The sequence below is a fragment of the Herbidospora sp. RD11066 genome (assembly GCF_054661255.1).
This window is the reverse complement of sequence record NZ_BAAGDO010000011.1, coordinates 246,973-261,371: the sequence shown is the minus strand read 5'-3', so window position 1 is coordinate 261,371 and position 14,399 is coordinate 246,973. Positions and strand designations below refer to the sequence as shown.

At 69.7% G+C, this 14,399-nt stretch carries 16 protein-coding genes and 1 pseudogene; 8 read left to right on the top strand and 9 right to left on the bottom strand.

Going from position 1 to position 14,399, the window contains the following annotated elements; genetic code table 11:
• Positions 1 to 249: 249 nt before the first annotated feature.
• The 7 genes and pseudogenes from ACYQ78_RS34080 to ACYQ78_RS34050 form a co-directional block, all read right to left on the bottom strand.
• The gene (locus ACYQ78_RS34080; RefSeq protein WP_459805077.1) at positions 250 to 588 is read right to left on the bottom strand and encodes a DUF5713 family protein; all 339 of its coding nucleotides are present in this window, start codon (positions 586 to 588) and stop codon (positions 250 to 252) included.
• A gap of 368 nt (positions 589 to 956) precedes the next feature.
• Complete coding sequence (locus ACYQ78_RS34075) at positions 957 to 1,871, bottom strand: DNA-3-methyladenine glycosylase family protein (protein WP_459805076.1); 915 nt, start codon at positions 1,869 to 1,871, stop codon at positions 957 to 959.
• Complete coding sequence (locus ACYQ78_RS34070; RefSeq protein WP_459805075.1) at positions 1,868 to 2,041, bottom strand: hypothetical protein; 174 nt, start codon at positions 2,039 to 2,041, stop codon at positions 1,868 to 1,870. Before ACYQ78_RS34070 ends, ACYQ78_RS34075 begins: the two co-directional genes overlap by 4 nt.
• A gap of 893 nt (positions 2,042 to 2,934) precedes the next feature.
• On the bottom strand, positions 2,935 to 3,495 hold the full coding sequence (locus tag ACYQ78_RS34065; protein WP_459805083.1) for a helicase-related protein: 561 nt from the start codon (positions 3,493 to 3,495) through the stop codon (positions 2,935 to 2,937).
• Positions 3,496 to 3,628: 133 nt separating this feature from the next.
• Positions 3,629 to 4,225, bottom strand: a pseudogene (locus tag ACYQ78_RS34060) (DEAD/DEAH box helicase); the annotation flags it as partial.
• Positions 4,197 to 5,483 carry an ATP-binding protein gene (locus tag ACYQ78_RS34055; RefSeq protein ID WP_459805074.1) on the bottom strand — a complete coding sequence of 429 codons (1,287 nt, stop codon included), beginning with the start codon at positions 5,481 to 5,483 and terminating at the stop codon, positions 4,197 to 4,199. The pseudogene ACYQ78_RS34060 and the gene ACYQ78_RS34055, both read right to left, overlap by 29 nt.
• Entirely contained in the window at positions 5,480 to 7,573 is a 2,094-nt protein-coding gene (locus tag ACYQ78_RS34050) for a tellurite resistance TerB family protein (RefSeq protein WP_459805073.1), read from the bottom strand. The genes ACYQ78_RS34055 and ACYQ78_RS34050 overlap by 4 nt, the downstream gene beginning before the upstream one ends.
• A 182-nt stretch (positions 7,574 to 7,755) precedes the next feature.
• Here ACYQ78_RS34050 and ACYQ78_RS34045 point away from each other — a divergent pair, with 182 nt between their 5' ends.
• From ACYQ78_RS34045 to ACYQ78_RS34015, 7 genes are all read left to right on the top strand, one after another.
• Positions 7,756 to 8,124, top strand: a complete 369-nt coding sequence (locus tag ACYQ78_RS34045; RefSeq protein ID WP_459805072.1) for a PH domain-containing protein — start codon at positions 7,756 to 7,758, stop codon at positions 8,122 to 8,124.
• A 35-nt stretch (positions 8,125 to 8,159) separates the two neighbouring features.
• Positions 8,160 to 8,603 carry a cyanase gene (cynS, locus tag ACYQ78_RS34040; protein WP_459805071.1) on the top strand — a complete coding sequence of 148 codons (444 nt, stop codon included), beginning with the start codon at positions 8,160 to 8,162 and terminating at the stop codon, positions 8,601 to 8,603.
• Positions 8,604 to 8,605: 2 nt separating this feature from the next.
• On the top strand, positions 8,606 to 8,959 hold the full coding sequence (locus tag ACYQ78_RS34035; protein ID WP_459805070.1) for a hypothetical protein: 354 nt from the start codon (positions 8,606 to 8,608) through the stop codon (positions 8,957 to 8,959).
• Between the two features lie 64 nt (positions 8,960 to 9,023).
• Positions 9,024 to 9,266, top strand: a complete 243-nt coding sequence (locus ACYQ78_RS34030) for a hypothetical protein (protein WP_459805069.1) — start codon at positions 9,024 to 9,026, stop codon at positions 9,264 to 9,266.
• A complete protein-coding gene (locus ACYQ78_RS34025) occupies positions 9,197 to 9,502 on the top strand; it encodes a hypothetical protein (protein ID WP_459805068.1) in 306 nt (101 codons plus the stop codon). The genes ACYQ78_RS34030 and ACYQ78_RS34025 overlap by 70 nt, the downstream gene beginning before the upstream one ends.
• A gap of 759 nt (positions 9,503 to 10,261) precedes the next feature.
• Entirely contained in the window at positions 10,262 to 10,708 is a 447-nt protein-coding gene (locus tag ACYQ78_RS34020) for a sigma factor (protein ID WP_459805067.1), read from the top strand.
• Positions 10,709 to 10,733: 25 nt separating this feature from the next.
• Entirely contained in the window at positions 10,734 to 10,955 is a 222-nt protein-coding gene (locus ACYQ78_RS34015; protein WP_459805066.1) for a hypothetical protein, read from the top strand.
• Between the two features lie 58 nt (positions 10,956 to 11,013).
• Here the strand turns inward: ACYQ78_RS34015 and ACYQ78_RS34010 are convergent, their stop codons facing one another.
• A complete protein-coding gene (locus ACYQ78_RS34010) occupies positions 11,014 to 12,471 on the bottom strand; it encodes a protein kinase domain-containing protein (protein WP_459805065.1) in 1,458 nt (485 codons plus the stop codon).
• Positions 12,455 to 13,114 carry a hypothetical protein gene (locus tag ACYQ78_RS34005; protein WP_459805064.1) on the bottom strand — a complete coding sequence of 220 codons (660 nt, stop codon included), beginning with the start codon at positions 13,112 to 13,114 and terminating at the stop codon, positions 12,455 to 12,457. The genes ACYQ78_RS34010 and ACYQ78_RS34005 overlap by 17 nt, the downstream gene beginning before the upstream one ends.
• A gap of 195 nt (positions 13,115 to 13,309) precedes the next feature.
• Here ACYQ78_RS34005 and ACYQ78_RS34000 point away from each other — a divergent pair, with 195 nt between their 5' ends.
• Positions 13,310 to 14,395 carry a right-handed parallel beta-helix repeat-containing protein gene (locus ACYQ78_RS34000; RefSeq protein ID WP_459805063.1) on the top strand — a complete coding sequence of 362 codons (1,086 nt, stop codon included), beginning with the start codon at positions 13,310 to 13,312 and terminating at the stop codon, positions 14,393 to 14,395.
• Positions 14,396 to 14,399: the final 4 nt, after the last annotated feature.

The window sequence follows — 14,399 nt, the reverse complement described above, 5'->3', positions numbered from 1 at the left end:
ACACCCGACGACGTCACAGCGCACTCGACGGTCATCCACCGATCAGCCGCCTGTCACCAACGTCGTGACCGAGTACAACTAGCGCGGCAATGAGGGCTTCTCCCGTGGCGCCAACGGCCCGGACCCAACGGCGGGGACAAAAGCGCGGTTCCCCGCCAGCACGGCCCATCTCCATCCGCACCCCTTCACCCGACAACAGCCCCGATCAGCACTTCCCATCAGCACCGAGCACCACCCGATGTGGACCGTTCACCAGTGGCGGGGTGCGATGAGCTGTTCTCGGTTGGCGTCGCCGAACCCATAAGCGGATGCGATGAACCAGAAGTCGGCCCCGATGGCCTCCCGGGCGGCCGTCTCGATTTCAGAGTCGGCCTCGGCGAACTCCTCGTCGAGCGCGTTGAACTCCTCGGTCGCCGCGTGGGTGAGGACATAGAGTGCCGCCAGATCGGCGGGCCGCTCGGCCTCGATGCGATCACACAGGCGCAGCAGGATCGCCTTGCTCTTGTCGACGAGATGGGTGGGGAAATAGGGGTCGCCGTACATCTCCTGCAGGAAGGGATGGTCGGTGATCTGCGAGGTTACGGGCATACGAGGGCTCCCGGTCAAGTGGGGTGAACGGCCGATGGCAATCCTGCTGCACGCCACCGACAATTCTCGATCCAGGAGATTCACGCTTCTCAAGCCGTCACACCCGGCCGACAAGGTCGCATTTTCGTGAGATTTGAGCCCATTTCGCCACGTCGGCGATCATCCCTGGCACGGACGGCGCACCTGCTCGCCTTAGGTCTGAGCCAGGTCTTCACATCGCCGTCGGCCCCGGCAAGCGCTGTGCTATCTCGCCACTCAAGTTCGGGCCATTGTGCTGGCATCTCGCCGTTGCCAAGCGCCCGCAGTGCAAGTGACGCATCTCACCGCACCGGCACCGAATTCAGCCGGCTTCATTTTGTCAGGAGCTCTTACCGTGCCCCTGGAGCCGAGCGCTGGCCGGGGTCCGGCTCGCGGTCGTGGTAGGTGGCTGCTCGGAACAGGAAGGATGCCCAGGAACGGAACGGGCGCCATGACTCGGCCAGCTTCTTGAACTCCCTCGGCGACGCGTCCTCCGGCAGGCCGTAGGCCTCCCTGAGCAGCCCGAACAGCCTCGGCTCGTCGCCGGGAAAGGCGTCAGGGGCGCCCGCACCGCGGATGAGGATCAGCCCGGCCGAGAACGGGCCCACGCCCGGCAGCGCCTTCAGTTCTGCCAGTGCCTCCTCCGGAGAGACGCTGCGGAGGTATTCGCTGGTCAGGACCCCGTCGAGGGCCGCTCGGGCCAAGCCCCGGATCCATTCTTCCTTCTGTACGGGAAGGCCGAAACCGTCGGCGTCGAGGAGGGTGATCGGGGGTGGGAAGACGGCGTGTTCGATGTCGTCCACGACGATTCTCGCGCCGAACTTCTCGGCGATGCGCTGCTTCAGTTTCGCCGCGATGACCATCGACGACCGTTGCACGACCACGGCCCAGACTGCCGCCTCCCACGGGGTCCAGAAGCAGACCGGGCGCAGGCCGGGGTTGGCCGCCTGCAGGTCGCCCAGTACCGGATCCGAGAGCCCCACCTGGGCGAACGCGGTGCCGTCGATGTCGAGGGAGAGGATTCTGGCCACCTCGGCGCGCAGGGCCGGGCCGGCGGGGCGGGTCGTCTCGACCTGCACGCCGCCGGGGGCGGCGGTGACGGCGACCCCCACGGGGAGCCAGTCGTGCTCGGCGCAGTAGGCGAAGCGGAGCGTCCGGCCGTCGGACGGGAGAGTGCTGGCCGCCGGCCACTCTTCGACGAATCGCAGCGTGGCGGCGAAGTCGAAAGCGCCCCTGGCCGTGAGCGCGAATCCGTGGGTGGTCATCTGCGCATCGTAGGGGTGCCGCCGGAAGGGGCCCACCTTGTGGCTGGCACGGCGCCGACCGCCCCCACCTCGTCGAGCCACTCCACGCCCGACTCGGCGGCTCGGCGCAGATAGATGCGCACCAGGTCGGCGCAGGCCCGTGCGTCGTCCAGAGCACGCTGGGCGTTCACGAGGTCGACGCCGCGCCCGGCCGGGGTCGACGACGGCCAGGGGGCGCGACCCCAGCCGGTGCCGGGTCAGGGCGGGCAGATCCCCGTCGCCCGTTCAGGCCGGGACGAGACCAGGTCGCGGACCGCCTCCCGGGTCGCCGGGACGTCGATGCGCCGGGCCGCGTAAGAGCGGGTCAGCAGGTGGTCGCCGAGCAGTGCGTCGTGCTTGTCGAGGCGTTTGTCCGGGACGAGCGCGGCCAGGTCGACCGCGTCCGGCAGGTCGGTCAGGTCGCCGAGGACCTCCCCGGCGGCCTCGGGGGTGATGTCGCCCAGCGCGAGGGCCAGGCCATGGCGCTCGACGGCGATGCCACGGGAGTGGAGGGCCAAGGCCAAAGTGGTCATGACGACGTCGCCCCGGAAGGGGAACAGCAGGGTGTCCCCGCCATGGCCGAGCAGCGGGCCGGTCGCCAGGCCCATGCGCCGGTAGGCGCGGCGGCCTTCGGTCAGCAAGCGCTGGGCGGTGGCGTCGAGGTAGGCGGGCATCGCCGCGTCTTCGTAGACGCGGCGCATCTCGGTGCGGACCCGGTCGTGGACGTCCGGGCCACTGCCGGTGAAGCGGGGTGGCGTTCCGCCCGACGCCGGGGCGACCTCGATGAGTTTGGCGTGGGTGTCGATCGCGGTGATCCGCCAGCGGCGGCCCGCGAAGATCAGCAGGGCGCCTTCGGGGAGCAGGTGTTCCATCGGGATGCCGCCCAGGGTGCGCCCGCCGTGGACGATCCGGTATTCGGCCGGCGCGGCGAACGCGGCGTAGAAGGTGTGGTGGTTGACCAGCCGCTCCCCCGCCTCGCCGTGAAGCAGCAGGCCGTCGTTCTCCTGCCGGATCAGGTCGCCGTCGCCGAGATCGCGCAGGAGCGTCATGAACGTCGCCGCGTCGACGGCGCGGAACGGGCCGCCCGCGCACAGGGCCCGGTAGGCGTCGGCGGGGGTGATGCCGCCATGCTGGGCGATGAGCGACAGCACCTGCTGGACGAGTGTGGACATGTGGAGCGCCGACGCCTGCGGCGGCTCGTACCAGCGCTGGAGCAGCAGTTCGACGGTCGCGATCGCCTGCACGAGGCCGGCGCGGAGTTCGTGGTGGGGTGGATGCCGGGTGTGGTCTCGCGCTCGCTGACGTACACGCGTAACACCGCCGGTCCGCCGTGGCGGCCGGAGCGGCCGAGGCGCTGGCGCAGGGCCGCGACGCCGGGTGGCGCGCCCAGCTGGGCCACGGAGGTCACCGAGCCGATGTCGACGCCCATCTCCAGGGTCGAGGTGCAGATCGCGGTGACCGGGCGCGACCGGTCTTTGAGCCGGGATTCGACGTGTTCGCGGAGGTCCTTCGACAGGTTGCCGTGATGTGGCACGAACTCCTCGGATCGGCGGCCGAGCAGGTCGGTGTAGGACTCGACGGCCGCGCGCGAGTTGGCGAAGACCAGGTTGTGGTGGCCCCGGAGCGTCTCGTAGAGGTGCGCCGCGATGCCCGTCGGAGTCGGACATGATCGTGACGACCTCGGCCCCGCCGCCGGGGCGGAGGAAATCGGCGGCCGTGCGCATGTCTCCGAGCGTGGCCGACAGCCCGATGCGCGGGATCCGGCGGCGCGCGGCCAGGTCGAGGCGGTGCATGAGGGACTGGAGCTGGGCTCCCCTGGCCGTACCCATGAAGGAGTGCAGTTCGTCGACCACGATGTGCCGCACCGACCCCATCAGGCCGGGCATCGTCGAGCCGCGCAGGACGAACAGCGCCTCCAGCGATTCGGGCGTGATGAGGAGGATGCCCCGCGGCCGGGACACCAGGTTCTTCTTCGCGGCGGCGCCGACGTCGCCGTGCCATCGGGCGACCGGGAGGTCGAGATGGGCACAGAGTTCGTCGAGACGGCCGTATTGGTCGTTGATGAGGGCTTTGAGCGGGCTGATGTAGACGGCGGCGAACCCCGGACCCGGTTCGGCGTCGACCAGGGCCGAGCAGATCGGCAGGAACGCCGCCTCGGTCTTGCCCGAAGCGGTCGGCGCCGCGATCAGGACGTCGCCGGTGCCCGCGAGCACCGGCGCGATCGCCGCCTCCTGCGCGGCGCGGAGCCGCCGCCAGCCCTGCCGCCAGATCCAGCGCTGGACGTTCGGGTGGAGGCGGCCGAACGCCTCAGAGCCGGAAGGAGGTGAGATCGTCATCGTGGAAGGTCTCGTCGTCGTCAGGGAGGGTCTCGGCCGTCACGCCGACCGACGGCAGAAGGGTCCGCCAGGCGCTTCCGGGGTTCTGTTCGAGCACGGCCAGCAGGTCGCAGAAGGCCTTGATGGTGGTACGCGGGGTGCGGAAGTAGGCGTCTCCGACGCGGTCGGAGCAGTGGTGCATGAAGGCGAGCAGTCCGTCGTCGTCGATCACCTGGCGGGCGGCGTCGCCGTGCGCGTGGACGTGGCGGACCTTCATCAGCAGAATGTGCAGGTCTTCCGGGGTGAGCGCGGCGAGGCGGAGGATCGGGCCCGAATGGTCGACGAGACCGCCGGTGGGGAAGCCGTTCTCGGCCAGGCGCGACTGGAGCGCGGGGTAGCCGAACAGGCCGCGCCGGGTGTCGGTGAGGAACTCGGGGGTTCCGCCGAAGACGAAGCCGATGTGGGCGGCGATGCCCTGGAGGGTGTCGTTGAGGATGCGCAGGATCTGTTCGTAGTTGGCGTTGCGGGCCTGGGTGGAGGCCAGTTTGTAGAGGTTGACCATCTCGTCGAGGCAGACCAGCAGCCCGTCGTATCCGGCCAGGCGCACGAACCTGCTCATCAGCTTCAGGTGGTCGTGGAACGAGGCGTCGTCGATGATCGTCCGGACGCCGAGGGCCGACCTGGCCTCGGTCTTGGTGGAGTATTCGGCGCGCAGCCAGCGGACCGCCGCCGCCTTGAGCTGCTCGTCGCCGGTGTCGTGGCCGCGCCAGTAGGCGCCGATGGCCTCGGCGAAGTCGTAGCCGCCGGTCAGTTCGGCCAGGTGGGCCAGCCGCAGGCGGATGACCTGGCCGGGGTCGGCGCCGGTCTGCCGGGCCTCGGCCAGCGCGGTGGAGACGAACCGTTCGACCACGCTGGTGAGCGCCCCGCCGTCGGGTTTGGCCCGGGTGGACAGGTTGCGCATCAGTTCGGCGTAGAGGCTGCGGGCCTGGCCGCCGCTGGAGTGCAGCCGCCGATCGGGGTTCAAATCGGCGTGTACGGTGACCAGCTTCTTCTCGAGCGCGATGGAGCGTACAAGAGAGAGGAAGAAGGTCTTCCCGGCGCCGAAGTCGCCGATGACCAGCCGGACCGCCGAACCTCCGGCGGCGATCCGGTCGACGTCGGCCACCAGCGCGTGGACCTCGGCGGCCCGCCCGACCTGGACGTGTCGCTGGCCCGCACGGGGCACCACCCCGGCGCGCAGCGACTGGAGCAGCGCGTCGCGCTCACGGGGACGGATCACGTCAGCAGTTCTCCCAGCAGTGTTCGGTCGACCCTGACGGGGTCGTCTCCTTCGAGCAGCGGTTCACCGGCGACGTCGAGCGCGGCCTCGTTGATCTGGTCGATGGCCCCGTCGGGCAGCAGGTTCCAGCGCGCGGCGAGTTCTTCGAACCGGCTTCGGGAGATCTCACCGGTCGCCGGGAGTGCCCGCACCAAGGCGGAGTGCCGCCCGTCGAGCCCGGCGACCGGATCGGCGGCCGGAGGCGGCGGTGGTGGCGCGGGGGCGTCGTCGTCGGTGAAGATGGCCCCGAGCAGCGCGCTGACCTGGGCGGTCTCGACGAGCTTCCTGGCGATCACGTCTCGGTTGAGCTGCACCGCCGGTGAGGGAGGCTCGGGGATGGCGAAGCCCGGTTCTGGCCGGGCCGGACGCACCACGACGGGTGCCGTCGCCGGGGCGACGAGTGTCTCGTCGAGGTCGAGCAGCCGGTAGATCTTGGCGAGGGTCTTGACCTCGCCCGGTGAGATGACGCCGTCGGCGCGGGCCACCTCGGTCAGGAAGGCCGCGAGCGAGGCCCGCTGCGCCTGGTCGGTGCCCGCGATGCGCCTGGTCAGCCCGCTGAGCTTCACCGGCGCGATCAGCAGCCAGCGCAGATGGGCGCGCAACCGGGTGCGTTCGGCGCCGGTCAGGTGGAGGGCGCGTTCGAGATGGTCGCTCAGGTGGCGCTGCTCGGCCTCGGAGACGCCGTCGTCGGCGGCGCTCACCGCCGCCGCGAAGTGCAGCAGCAGGGTCGCGGCCTGGTAGGCGTCGGACGGCGCCGCCGTCGGGCCGCCGGGTGCGGCGAACAGCACCATCGACCCGGCGGTCGGAACCGGGCCGCCCAGCCGGGGATCGGGCTCGATGCCGACCCCTGCGGCGTCGAGCACCCGGGCCAGCGCGACGACGTCTTTCTTCCCTGGTTTGGCGGCCCCACGGGCGAACTCAGCGGCCGGCACCTCGACGCTCTCGGCCGAACCCAGCCGGGTGCGCGCCCAGCCGACCAGGTCGGCGACCTCGCCCGACGTCAGGTCGAGGAGTTCGGGTGGCAGCAACGCCTGGGCCTGGAGGGTGTGCTCCTCACCGGGCGAACGTCCGGCGAAACGGCTGAAGGGCTCCAGCGCCGACGCGCACTCGTCGGCGAGTTCCGCCAGCTTCCGCAGGGGCGCCTCCGCTGCCAGCACATCGGGCACGCTGGGCAGCGACAGGGTGACCGACCCGCGGAACCCGGCGCTGGCGGGCCGGTATTCGAAGGCGAACGTCGCCGGGCCGGGCCGGACCACGAGCCCCGCGCCGAATCGCTCGGTGTAGCGGAGTTCGAAGAGCCTCCTGAACTGCTCGGCGCAGCGGGTCGCGGGGGTGCGGGGGTGATGGCCGGGATGGGACAGGATCCAGTCGTGGGCCCACGCCGCCGGCACCGGTTCGCCGCGAGACGCCCGGTCGCCCAGCCCGAGCCGTAACCCGAGCGGTGACGGCACCTGACCCGCCTCGGTGCCCACCAGCACGGTGAGCAGTTCCTCGAACCGCCCGGCGTAGCGGCGGAAGGAGTCGTGGCCGCCGTAGACGCCCAGCAGGCGGCGCACCTCGTCGTGGATCGCCGGGAGCTCCGGCTCCACGATGGAACGATCCAAACTCAGGTCGTGCAGCACCCGGCGTTCGAGCCCGTAGAGATAGAGGAAGACGTAGCCGATCGGGATGCCGGGGGCGCGCCGCCCGTCGGCGAGCCAGCCGAGGTGGGCGGCTCTGGCCTGGGGCGAGATGGAGGAGTAGGAAGGCCAGTAGTCGAGTGTCGCGCCGTCCCAGTCGGGGCGGTGGACGTCGACGGGAAGCCAGGGATCGATGAGCGCGGGTTCCACGCCGTCACGGGACGCCGACGGCAGCCCCGAGCCGACATAGAGAAGGCCGCCGATCAATTGGTAGCCCGAGACCATGACCGCCGATCCCGGGGGTAGCCAGACCGGGGGCGGCGCCGCGGGTGGCGGCGGTGGCTGGGGAGGTGGCGTGGGGAGACGATAGGAGGGAACCGGCACTTCCGATGGCTGATGATGCTTCTTCCGAAAGCGATCAAGCAGACCCATTCGCCCATCCTCTTCGACGTGGCCTTATTGCGGCGCGAAAAGCACCGTAACTCAGGCGCTTACCGTGTATGGAGAAATCAGCCGCCTCGTTACCATCTTGCATCCCTCTGGACTGCATGAATACCAAATATCACGATTTCTCCCGTTCATTGTTTCGACCCTTCTTCCCTTCAGGAGAAAACATGCATCCCTCAGTTCCCCACGACCGTCCGGAGCAGTTGCAGCAGATCCAGAGCGGGCTCATGCAGGGCGAGCAGATCATCGCCGTCTACGACGCCGTCGGGGTCGGCACCGGGTTTCTCGGGCTGACCGATCGGCGCGTGATCGTGCAGGACAAGTCGTTCGTCGGGAAGAAGCTGGCGATCACGAGCATCCCCTACTCGAAGATCACGAGTGTCAGCGTGGTCAGCAACAAGTCGTTCGCGGGGTCGTTCTTCTCTTCTGGCGCGATCGCCATCAACGTCGGCACGCACGTCTACGAGATGGACTTCCGGGGCGAGCAGAAGGCCCATCACGTGCACAGCGTCATTCTTCACTACATCAGCAGGTAGGCTGTATGGAGCATACAACATTCGTGGAGGTGGGCATGCTCACGAAGCAGGAAGCGGCCGAGGCGGTCCGGCAGGCCAAGGTCGTCACCGGGGTGACCTGGGCGCAGCTGGCCGAGGCGGTCGGCCGACCCTTGGCGTGGACGACCGCGGCGCTGCTCGGCCAGCATCCGATGCAGAAAGACGAGGCCGCCACGGCCGCCGCCCTGCTCGAACTGGGTGAAGACGTCGTGCTGGCCCTGCAGCTCCAGCCCACGCGCGGCGCGCTCGACGCCGCGGTGCCGGTCGATCCGACGATCTACCGGCTCTACGAGGTGATCCAGGTCTACGGGCCGACCATCAAGGAGCTCATCCACGAGCAGTGCGGCGACGGCATCATGAGCGCCATCAACTTCCGCCTCGACGTCAAGCGGGTGCCCGATCCGGCGGGCGACCGCGTGGTGATCACGATGGACGGCAAATACCTGCCTTACCAGTGGTGAATATGGATTTCTACGTGGTGGCCCGGTCCCTGTGGCGAGATGATTCCGGGGATCGGGAGCAGGGCGTACATGAGGAGCGGCCATGGCCGTGGCGTGGGGCCCTTGCGGGGCCGGGTCGTGTTCGACAGCAGTGTCCACCCCCAGTCCCGGGAGCAGCAGTCGGGCGGCTTCTCCTGGATGGGCACCCGGTCCCTGCTCCTGACCGACTGGCCGCGGTCTACGTCCACGACACCGGCGGGTTCGGGAACGCGGCCGTCACCGCCCTCGACCCGGCGGCCGCCGCCGACGTCTCGATCACGCTGGCCGATCGCAGCACCCTGTTCGTCGCCGACATCCGGTTGCCGGGCGGGCACTGAGGCTGTCGCCGGGTCCGATCGAGCCGCCCGCGCTGCACGCGCTGACGGGCTGGGCGGGCGGCTCATGCCCGAGGCCGCGACGCTCGACTTCATCAGCCCGTGCGCCGTCTCGGTCACGCCCCACTACGAGGAGGACGGGGAACCCGCCGAACTGACCGCCTGCGCGGTGTTATCCGGAGGCCTGCTGCGGCTGCGCGATCGGGAAGCGGTGCCGCTGGAGTGGCCGGTCAACGAGTCGTGGCGACGGCCCAGGGGCCGAGCGCCGTCGAAGTGCGCGGGGGCGCGCTGCTCGACGGGCGGTTCCTGAGCGGCGCGACCCTGCACCTGGTGACCCCGCAGGTGCACGACGCCTTTCTCGAGGTCTTCCGGTCGGTTGGGGCGTCCGTCCCTAGCACGGTCGGCACATCGGTTCCGGTGACGGTCCGGGGGCTGGCCAAGGGGACGGCCGACTGTGTGCTCGGGGCCAACAGCGTGGAGTTCCAGGCGTCCGACTCACAGCAGGTGCTGCCGCCTACGACCTGGCCGATCCCGAGTTGCGCGTGACCGGATCGGCCGAACGGTTCGTGATCTTCAATTCGGCACACGGGCCCGTGTCCGTGACGTGCGCGTCGGCGGCGTTCGAGCGGCGGCTTCGGGAGCACGCCCTGTTGAGTGCCGCCGCCGAACAGACCCTCTCTCCGGGGGTCTCCCCGCCGAGTTGTCCGACGGGCGGCCGGTGGCGCTGGCGTGCGCCCCCGATGGCCAGCGGATACGTGGTGCGGAGATGGAGGTGCTGATCGCGTACACCGCGATCGGGAGTCTTGAGGGAACGCCGGAGCGGCTGCGGCTGACCACCGAACGCAGCGACCTGACCGTGGTCGGGCCGCCGGAGCTGATCCGGGCGCTGCACAGCGAGCTCCGGTTCCGCGGCCATCTCGACGCGACCACCGACCAGGTTCCCGGCATGCTCCGGGCGGCGGTCGGGCTGGAGGAGGACTGCCTCCCCTACGGCCGCGATCCGTTCGACGGTCTCCCCCCTCGCGCAGGCTCTCGGCGTGCCGGACCACGTGATACGTGCTCCCGGCGAGCTGTCCGGCGCGGAACTGGACCAGTGCGATGGTGGTGTCAGGGCTCGTCCCGTTGCGGGTCGTCTTCGCCAGGCCGCCGACGATCGGGCCGAGGTCGGGCAGGCGCGACTGGAGCTCGGTCATGGTGTCCCTTCTATCGTGCCGGGTTCGACGACAGAGCGACGGGAAGTGTGAGGCCTCACATTCGGGGTGACTGTCCCGTCTACTCGGGTGAGAACACGTCAAAGGGGGCATCGTGACAGCCGAACTGAGTGAACGGCGACATTTGATCAATCAGTCCTACCGGCTTCTCGGCTCCCCGGCGGACGCCGAGGAGGTCGTACAGGAGAGCTATGCGCACTGGTACGCCATACCGGACGACGGGCGGAACGCGGTCGTATCACCGGACGCCTGGCTGACAACAGTGACCAGCCGCATCTGCCTCGACCTGCTGGGGGCGGTGCGGGTGCGGCGCGAGCGCCACGTGGGTGAGTGGCTCCCGGAGCCGCTGCCCGAGGGGATGAACGATCCGGCCGACCAGGTGACTCTCGACGAGTGCCCGAGTCGATGGCCCCAGCCGAACGGGGCGGAGATCGTCGGCCGCAGTCCCGCCGCCTGCCGGCAACTGGCCTCCTCGGCCCGGCGGCGGGTCAGGGCGCCCCCTGCGGTGCCGACGGCGCAGCGGGCCGATGTCGAGGCGTAGGAGTCCCAGGACATCGAGGCCCTCGGTGATCGCCGACGGCGGCGGGATCGTCCGGGCGCTGGCCCCGCCGGTCGTGGGGCTGGAGGTGGCCGCCCGGTTCGCGGCCGACATGGTCGGTGGGGCCCGTGGCCTGGAGATCACGGAACGCACGGTCAACGGGCAGCCCGGCCTTGGGGTTCTTGAGAACGGGGTGACCGTCACGGTGATGGCCTTCGAGGTGGCCGAAGGAAGGATCACGAACATCTGAGCGGTGCGCAACCCCGAAAAGCTCCGCCCGTGGAGCCCGGACCGACGGAACCAGTGCCTCAGTTCTCGGGCGGTCCGACGCAGCCGCCCGGCCCCTGACCGGCGACCCGGTGGACGCGCACGCTGGCCAGGACCGTCCCCGACTCGGCCAGGGCCCGATCGATGTCGCCGCTGGCCGACTCGTGGTAGGCGAGGGCTCCCTCCAGGCGTACGGCGAGAAGCTCGACCTGGTAATTCTGGCCGACTCCCTCTTTCTCCTTACCGAAATACTGGGCACCGCGCCAATTGGTGAGCGTGTCGGGTCTCTCGAAGCCGAAAACCACCTGCAGATACCTTTCCGGATCGCCGTTGTCGAGATTCCGCATGGCCAGCATCAAAGTGGTGCCGGGCGGGAGGGATGCCGTACCGGAGAAATAAGAACACTGCTTGACATCGGCGCCGTCTTCTGGAGAGGAGATTTCCCCGCGGACGCCCGCCGGTGGCGCGGGATTATCGTCGGGGAGAAATGTCACCACGCCCCATCCGGCGATCGCCGCCGCGCCGATCGTGACGACGAGCCGCCACCATCTGATGGGCGGTTTCCGCACGACCGCCGCGTCGAGCAGGCTCCGGCTCCACGTGATCATGTCCTTGGGGCGGCGGTCTGGGTCGTCGTCGAGCGCCGCCAGGAGGTGCGCGACGAGTTCGCCGGGAGCGGCGACGCCGGCCGATTCCGCCGCGGAGCGGGCTGTCTCGGGAATGTCGGCGGTGGCCGGGTCCTGCCCGGTCAGGCAGAAGAAGGCGAGCGCGCCGAGCGAGTACACGTCGGCCGTGACGGCCCTGGGCAGGTGCGGGGCGGCCAGCACCTCGGGCGCCGTGTAGCCGGGCGTGTGCCAGCCGACCACGTCGTGACCGTCGTCGATGAGCCGCAAGGTGCTCACGTCGATCAGCACCAGCCCGCGTTCCGGATGGACAACGCAATTGGCGGGCTTCACATCCCTGTGCAGGCTTGGGTTGCCCCCCGACCTGGTCATCGACGCGAGGGCGGTCAGCGCCTCGGCGGCCTGCCGGACGTATCCGAGACGCGCGCCGACGGTGTCACCGGTGGCGTGACTCCCGCCGAGCAGTGCGCTGAGGGTCGGGCCCTCGACCCATTCCATGACCAGGTAGGCCGTCGTCGGAGTGTCGGCCAGGCCCGCGGGATGCGGGGCGGCGCCGAGGAACACCTCGTCGAGCCGCACCACGTGGTCGAGTTGCAGGTGCCGCAGCAGCACCGCGTGGTCGCGCCACCGTTGCCGGTCACGCGCCGAGGGCCAGTCGGGATCGGCGCCGCCGGGGGGACGCAGCAGCTTGACGGCCAGCGGCAACGGCGCGGCCAGGTCGCCCCGGTAGCGCGCCTTCCAGATGATCCCCTCACCGCCGGGGATGCCGTCGCCGAGCAGTTCGTACCGGTCCGGTTCGTCGGGCGGGCCAACGAACCGGGTCTGCGGCAGGTCGGGCCCGCCCACGGTCTCCGGTTCGTCACTCTTGTCGGTCATCGCCCGGCTTCCGATCGGGGAGTTGGTCATCGATGCGGCCGGCGTCGACGACGCCGCTCCGGATGGCCCACCGTGCGAGGGCCCAGCGGAAGTCGTCGTGTACAGCGTTCTCGTCGTCCGAGGTCAGCGCGGGGATGCCGTGCCCGGACAGGGCCTCGCGGATGGCCTTGATCACGTTGCGGATGTACTGCGGACTGCGGTCCAGCCGTTGCCCGATCTGGGCGTAGGTCGCGGGCGCCGCACGCGGTCCGGCACTCGTCAGCAGGGGTTCGCACAGCGCGCAGAGCACCAGCCGCTGCGCGGCCGTAATCGCGACCGGTGCGTTCACCGTCTTGCCCGACCGCGTGATCGCGTCTCCGCCGGGTGTGGCCGACGTGATCGATTTGGCGTCGACGTGAACCGTCACCGTCGATCCGCCGCGCCCGGCGAAGACGAGCGCGAAGCTCGTGAACGGCAGCGAGGTCGTGGCCGCGCCGGGCTCGACCACCCGGTCCTCCCCGGCCGGGGGCCGGACGACGAATGGTTTGTGCCGGGAATTGTTGCGGACGAGAACGCAGTCGTCGAGAACGGTCAGCGATCCGGCCCGCCGGGAAAGGTGTTCGTCTTCAGGGAATCGCAGGTCACACGATTGGCTCCGGCCCATTGTCAATGACTGCCCGCGTTCCAGCCACCACCGTGATCCGCTGAACGATATGACGACAGCATCGGCCCGGCCTGGAGTTCCATCCTTTCTCATATCTGCCACCTTCAAGGGTTCAGGGGTGTACTGTCGTGCCCGCTGAACGCTCCGTTTACTCCGATTAGCGCTATTCGACCTGATGAACAAAAGGGAGCGTTCATGAAAAGAGTTCTCGCCGTCGTCGCCTCGATCGGAGTGGTCGCCGCGGGCGCGGCCATCGGCTCACTCGCCCTCGCCGGGCCGGCCGCCGCGGCGCGCGTCACCACCACGTGCGCGAACACCAGTGGCGACTCGGCGATCATCCAGGCGGCGATCAACGGCTCGGCGGTTGGTGACGAGATCGTCGTCGACGGGCCGTGCTCGATCACCACGACCATCACCCTGCTGGGCGGCCGGGCCTACCGGGGTGACAGCGCGCACACAGTGCTCAAGCAGGCCAACGGCCGTAACCTCGCGGCGGTGCTGGCCTCCGACTCCTGGGTGAACAACGACGCCTTCACCGGTGAGCCGATCACCCTGCGCGACCTCACGATCGACGCGAACTCCGCCGGCAACCCCACAGGCGGCGACGCCGTGGTGATCCGGTCGTGGCGCACCGAGATCAGCGATCTCACCATCCGCAACGCCAAGGTCAACGGGCTGCGCGTGACCAACACGTCCCAGAACGGCACGACGCTCACCAACACCCAGGTCAACGGCACCATCCGGGGCCTGTTCGTGGACGACTCGGGCCAGCACGGCATCTACGTCCAGGACAGCGGCAACTCCGTGACCGACTGGAACCTCTCCGACAGCTGGATCGCCTCCAGCGGCGGCGACGCCATCAAGCTCGACAACTCGGCCGGGTGGACGGTCGAACGCAACCACGTCTACGGCGTCGGCGGCACCGGCGTCAACGCCAACCGCTTGTTCGCGAGCAGCATCAGCGACAACTACGTCGAGGACTTCGGCGTCAACGGCATCGGGGTCACCGTCCAGGGCGACGCCGCCAGCACGATCGTCGGCAACCGGGTCTTTCAGTTCAGCGGCGCCGGCACCACCTACCTGACCATCAAGCAGGTCAACTACGGCACCGGCAACGTCGCCGTGACCGGCAATGCCGTGCGCGGCAGCGGCACCGGCACCGGCCTGTCCTACCAGCGCGGGAGCAATCAGCTCACGGTGACCTCGTCAGGCAACTCGGTCACCGGCGTCACCACCCAGCGGACCGTCGGGGCGGGCGTCACCCTGTCGAGCGGTCTGTGACCGT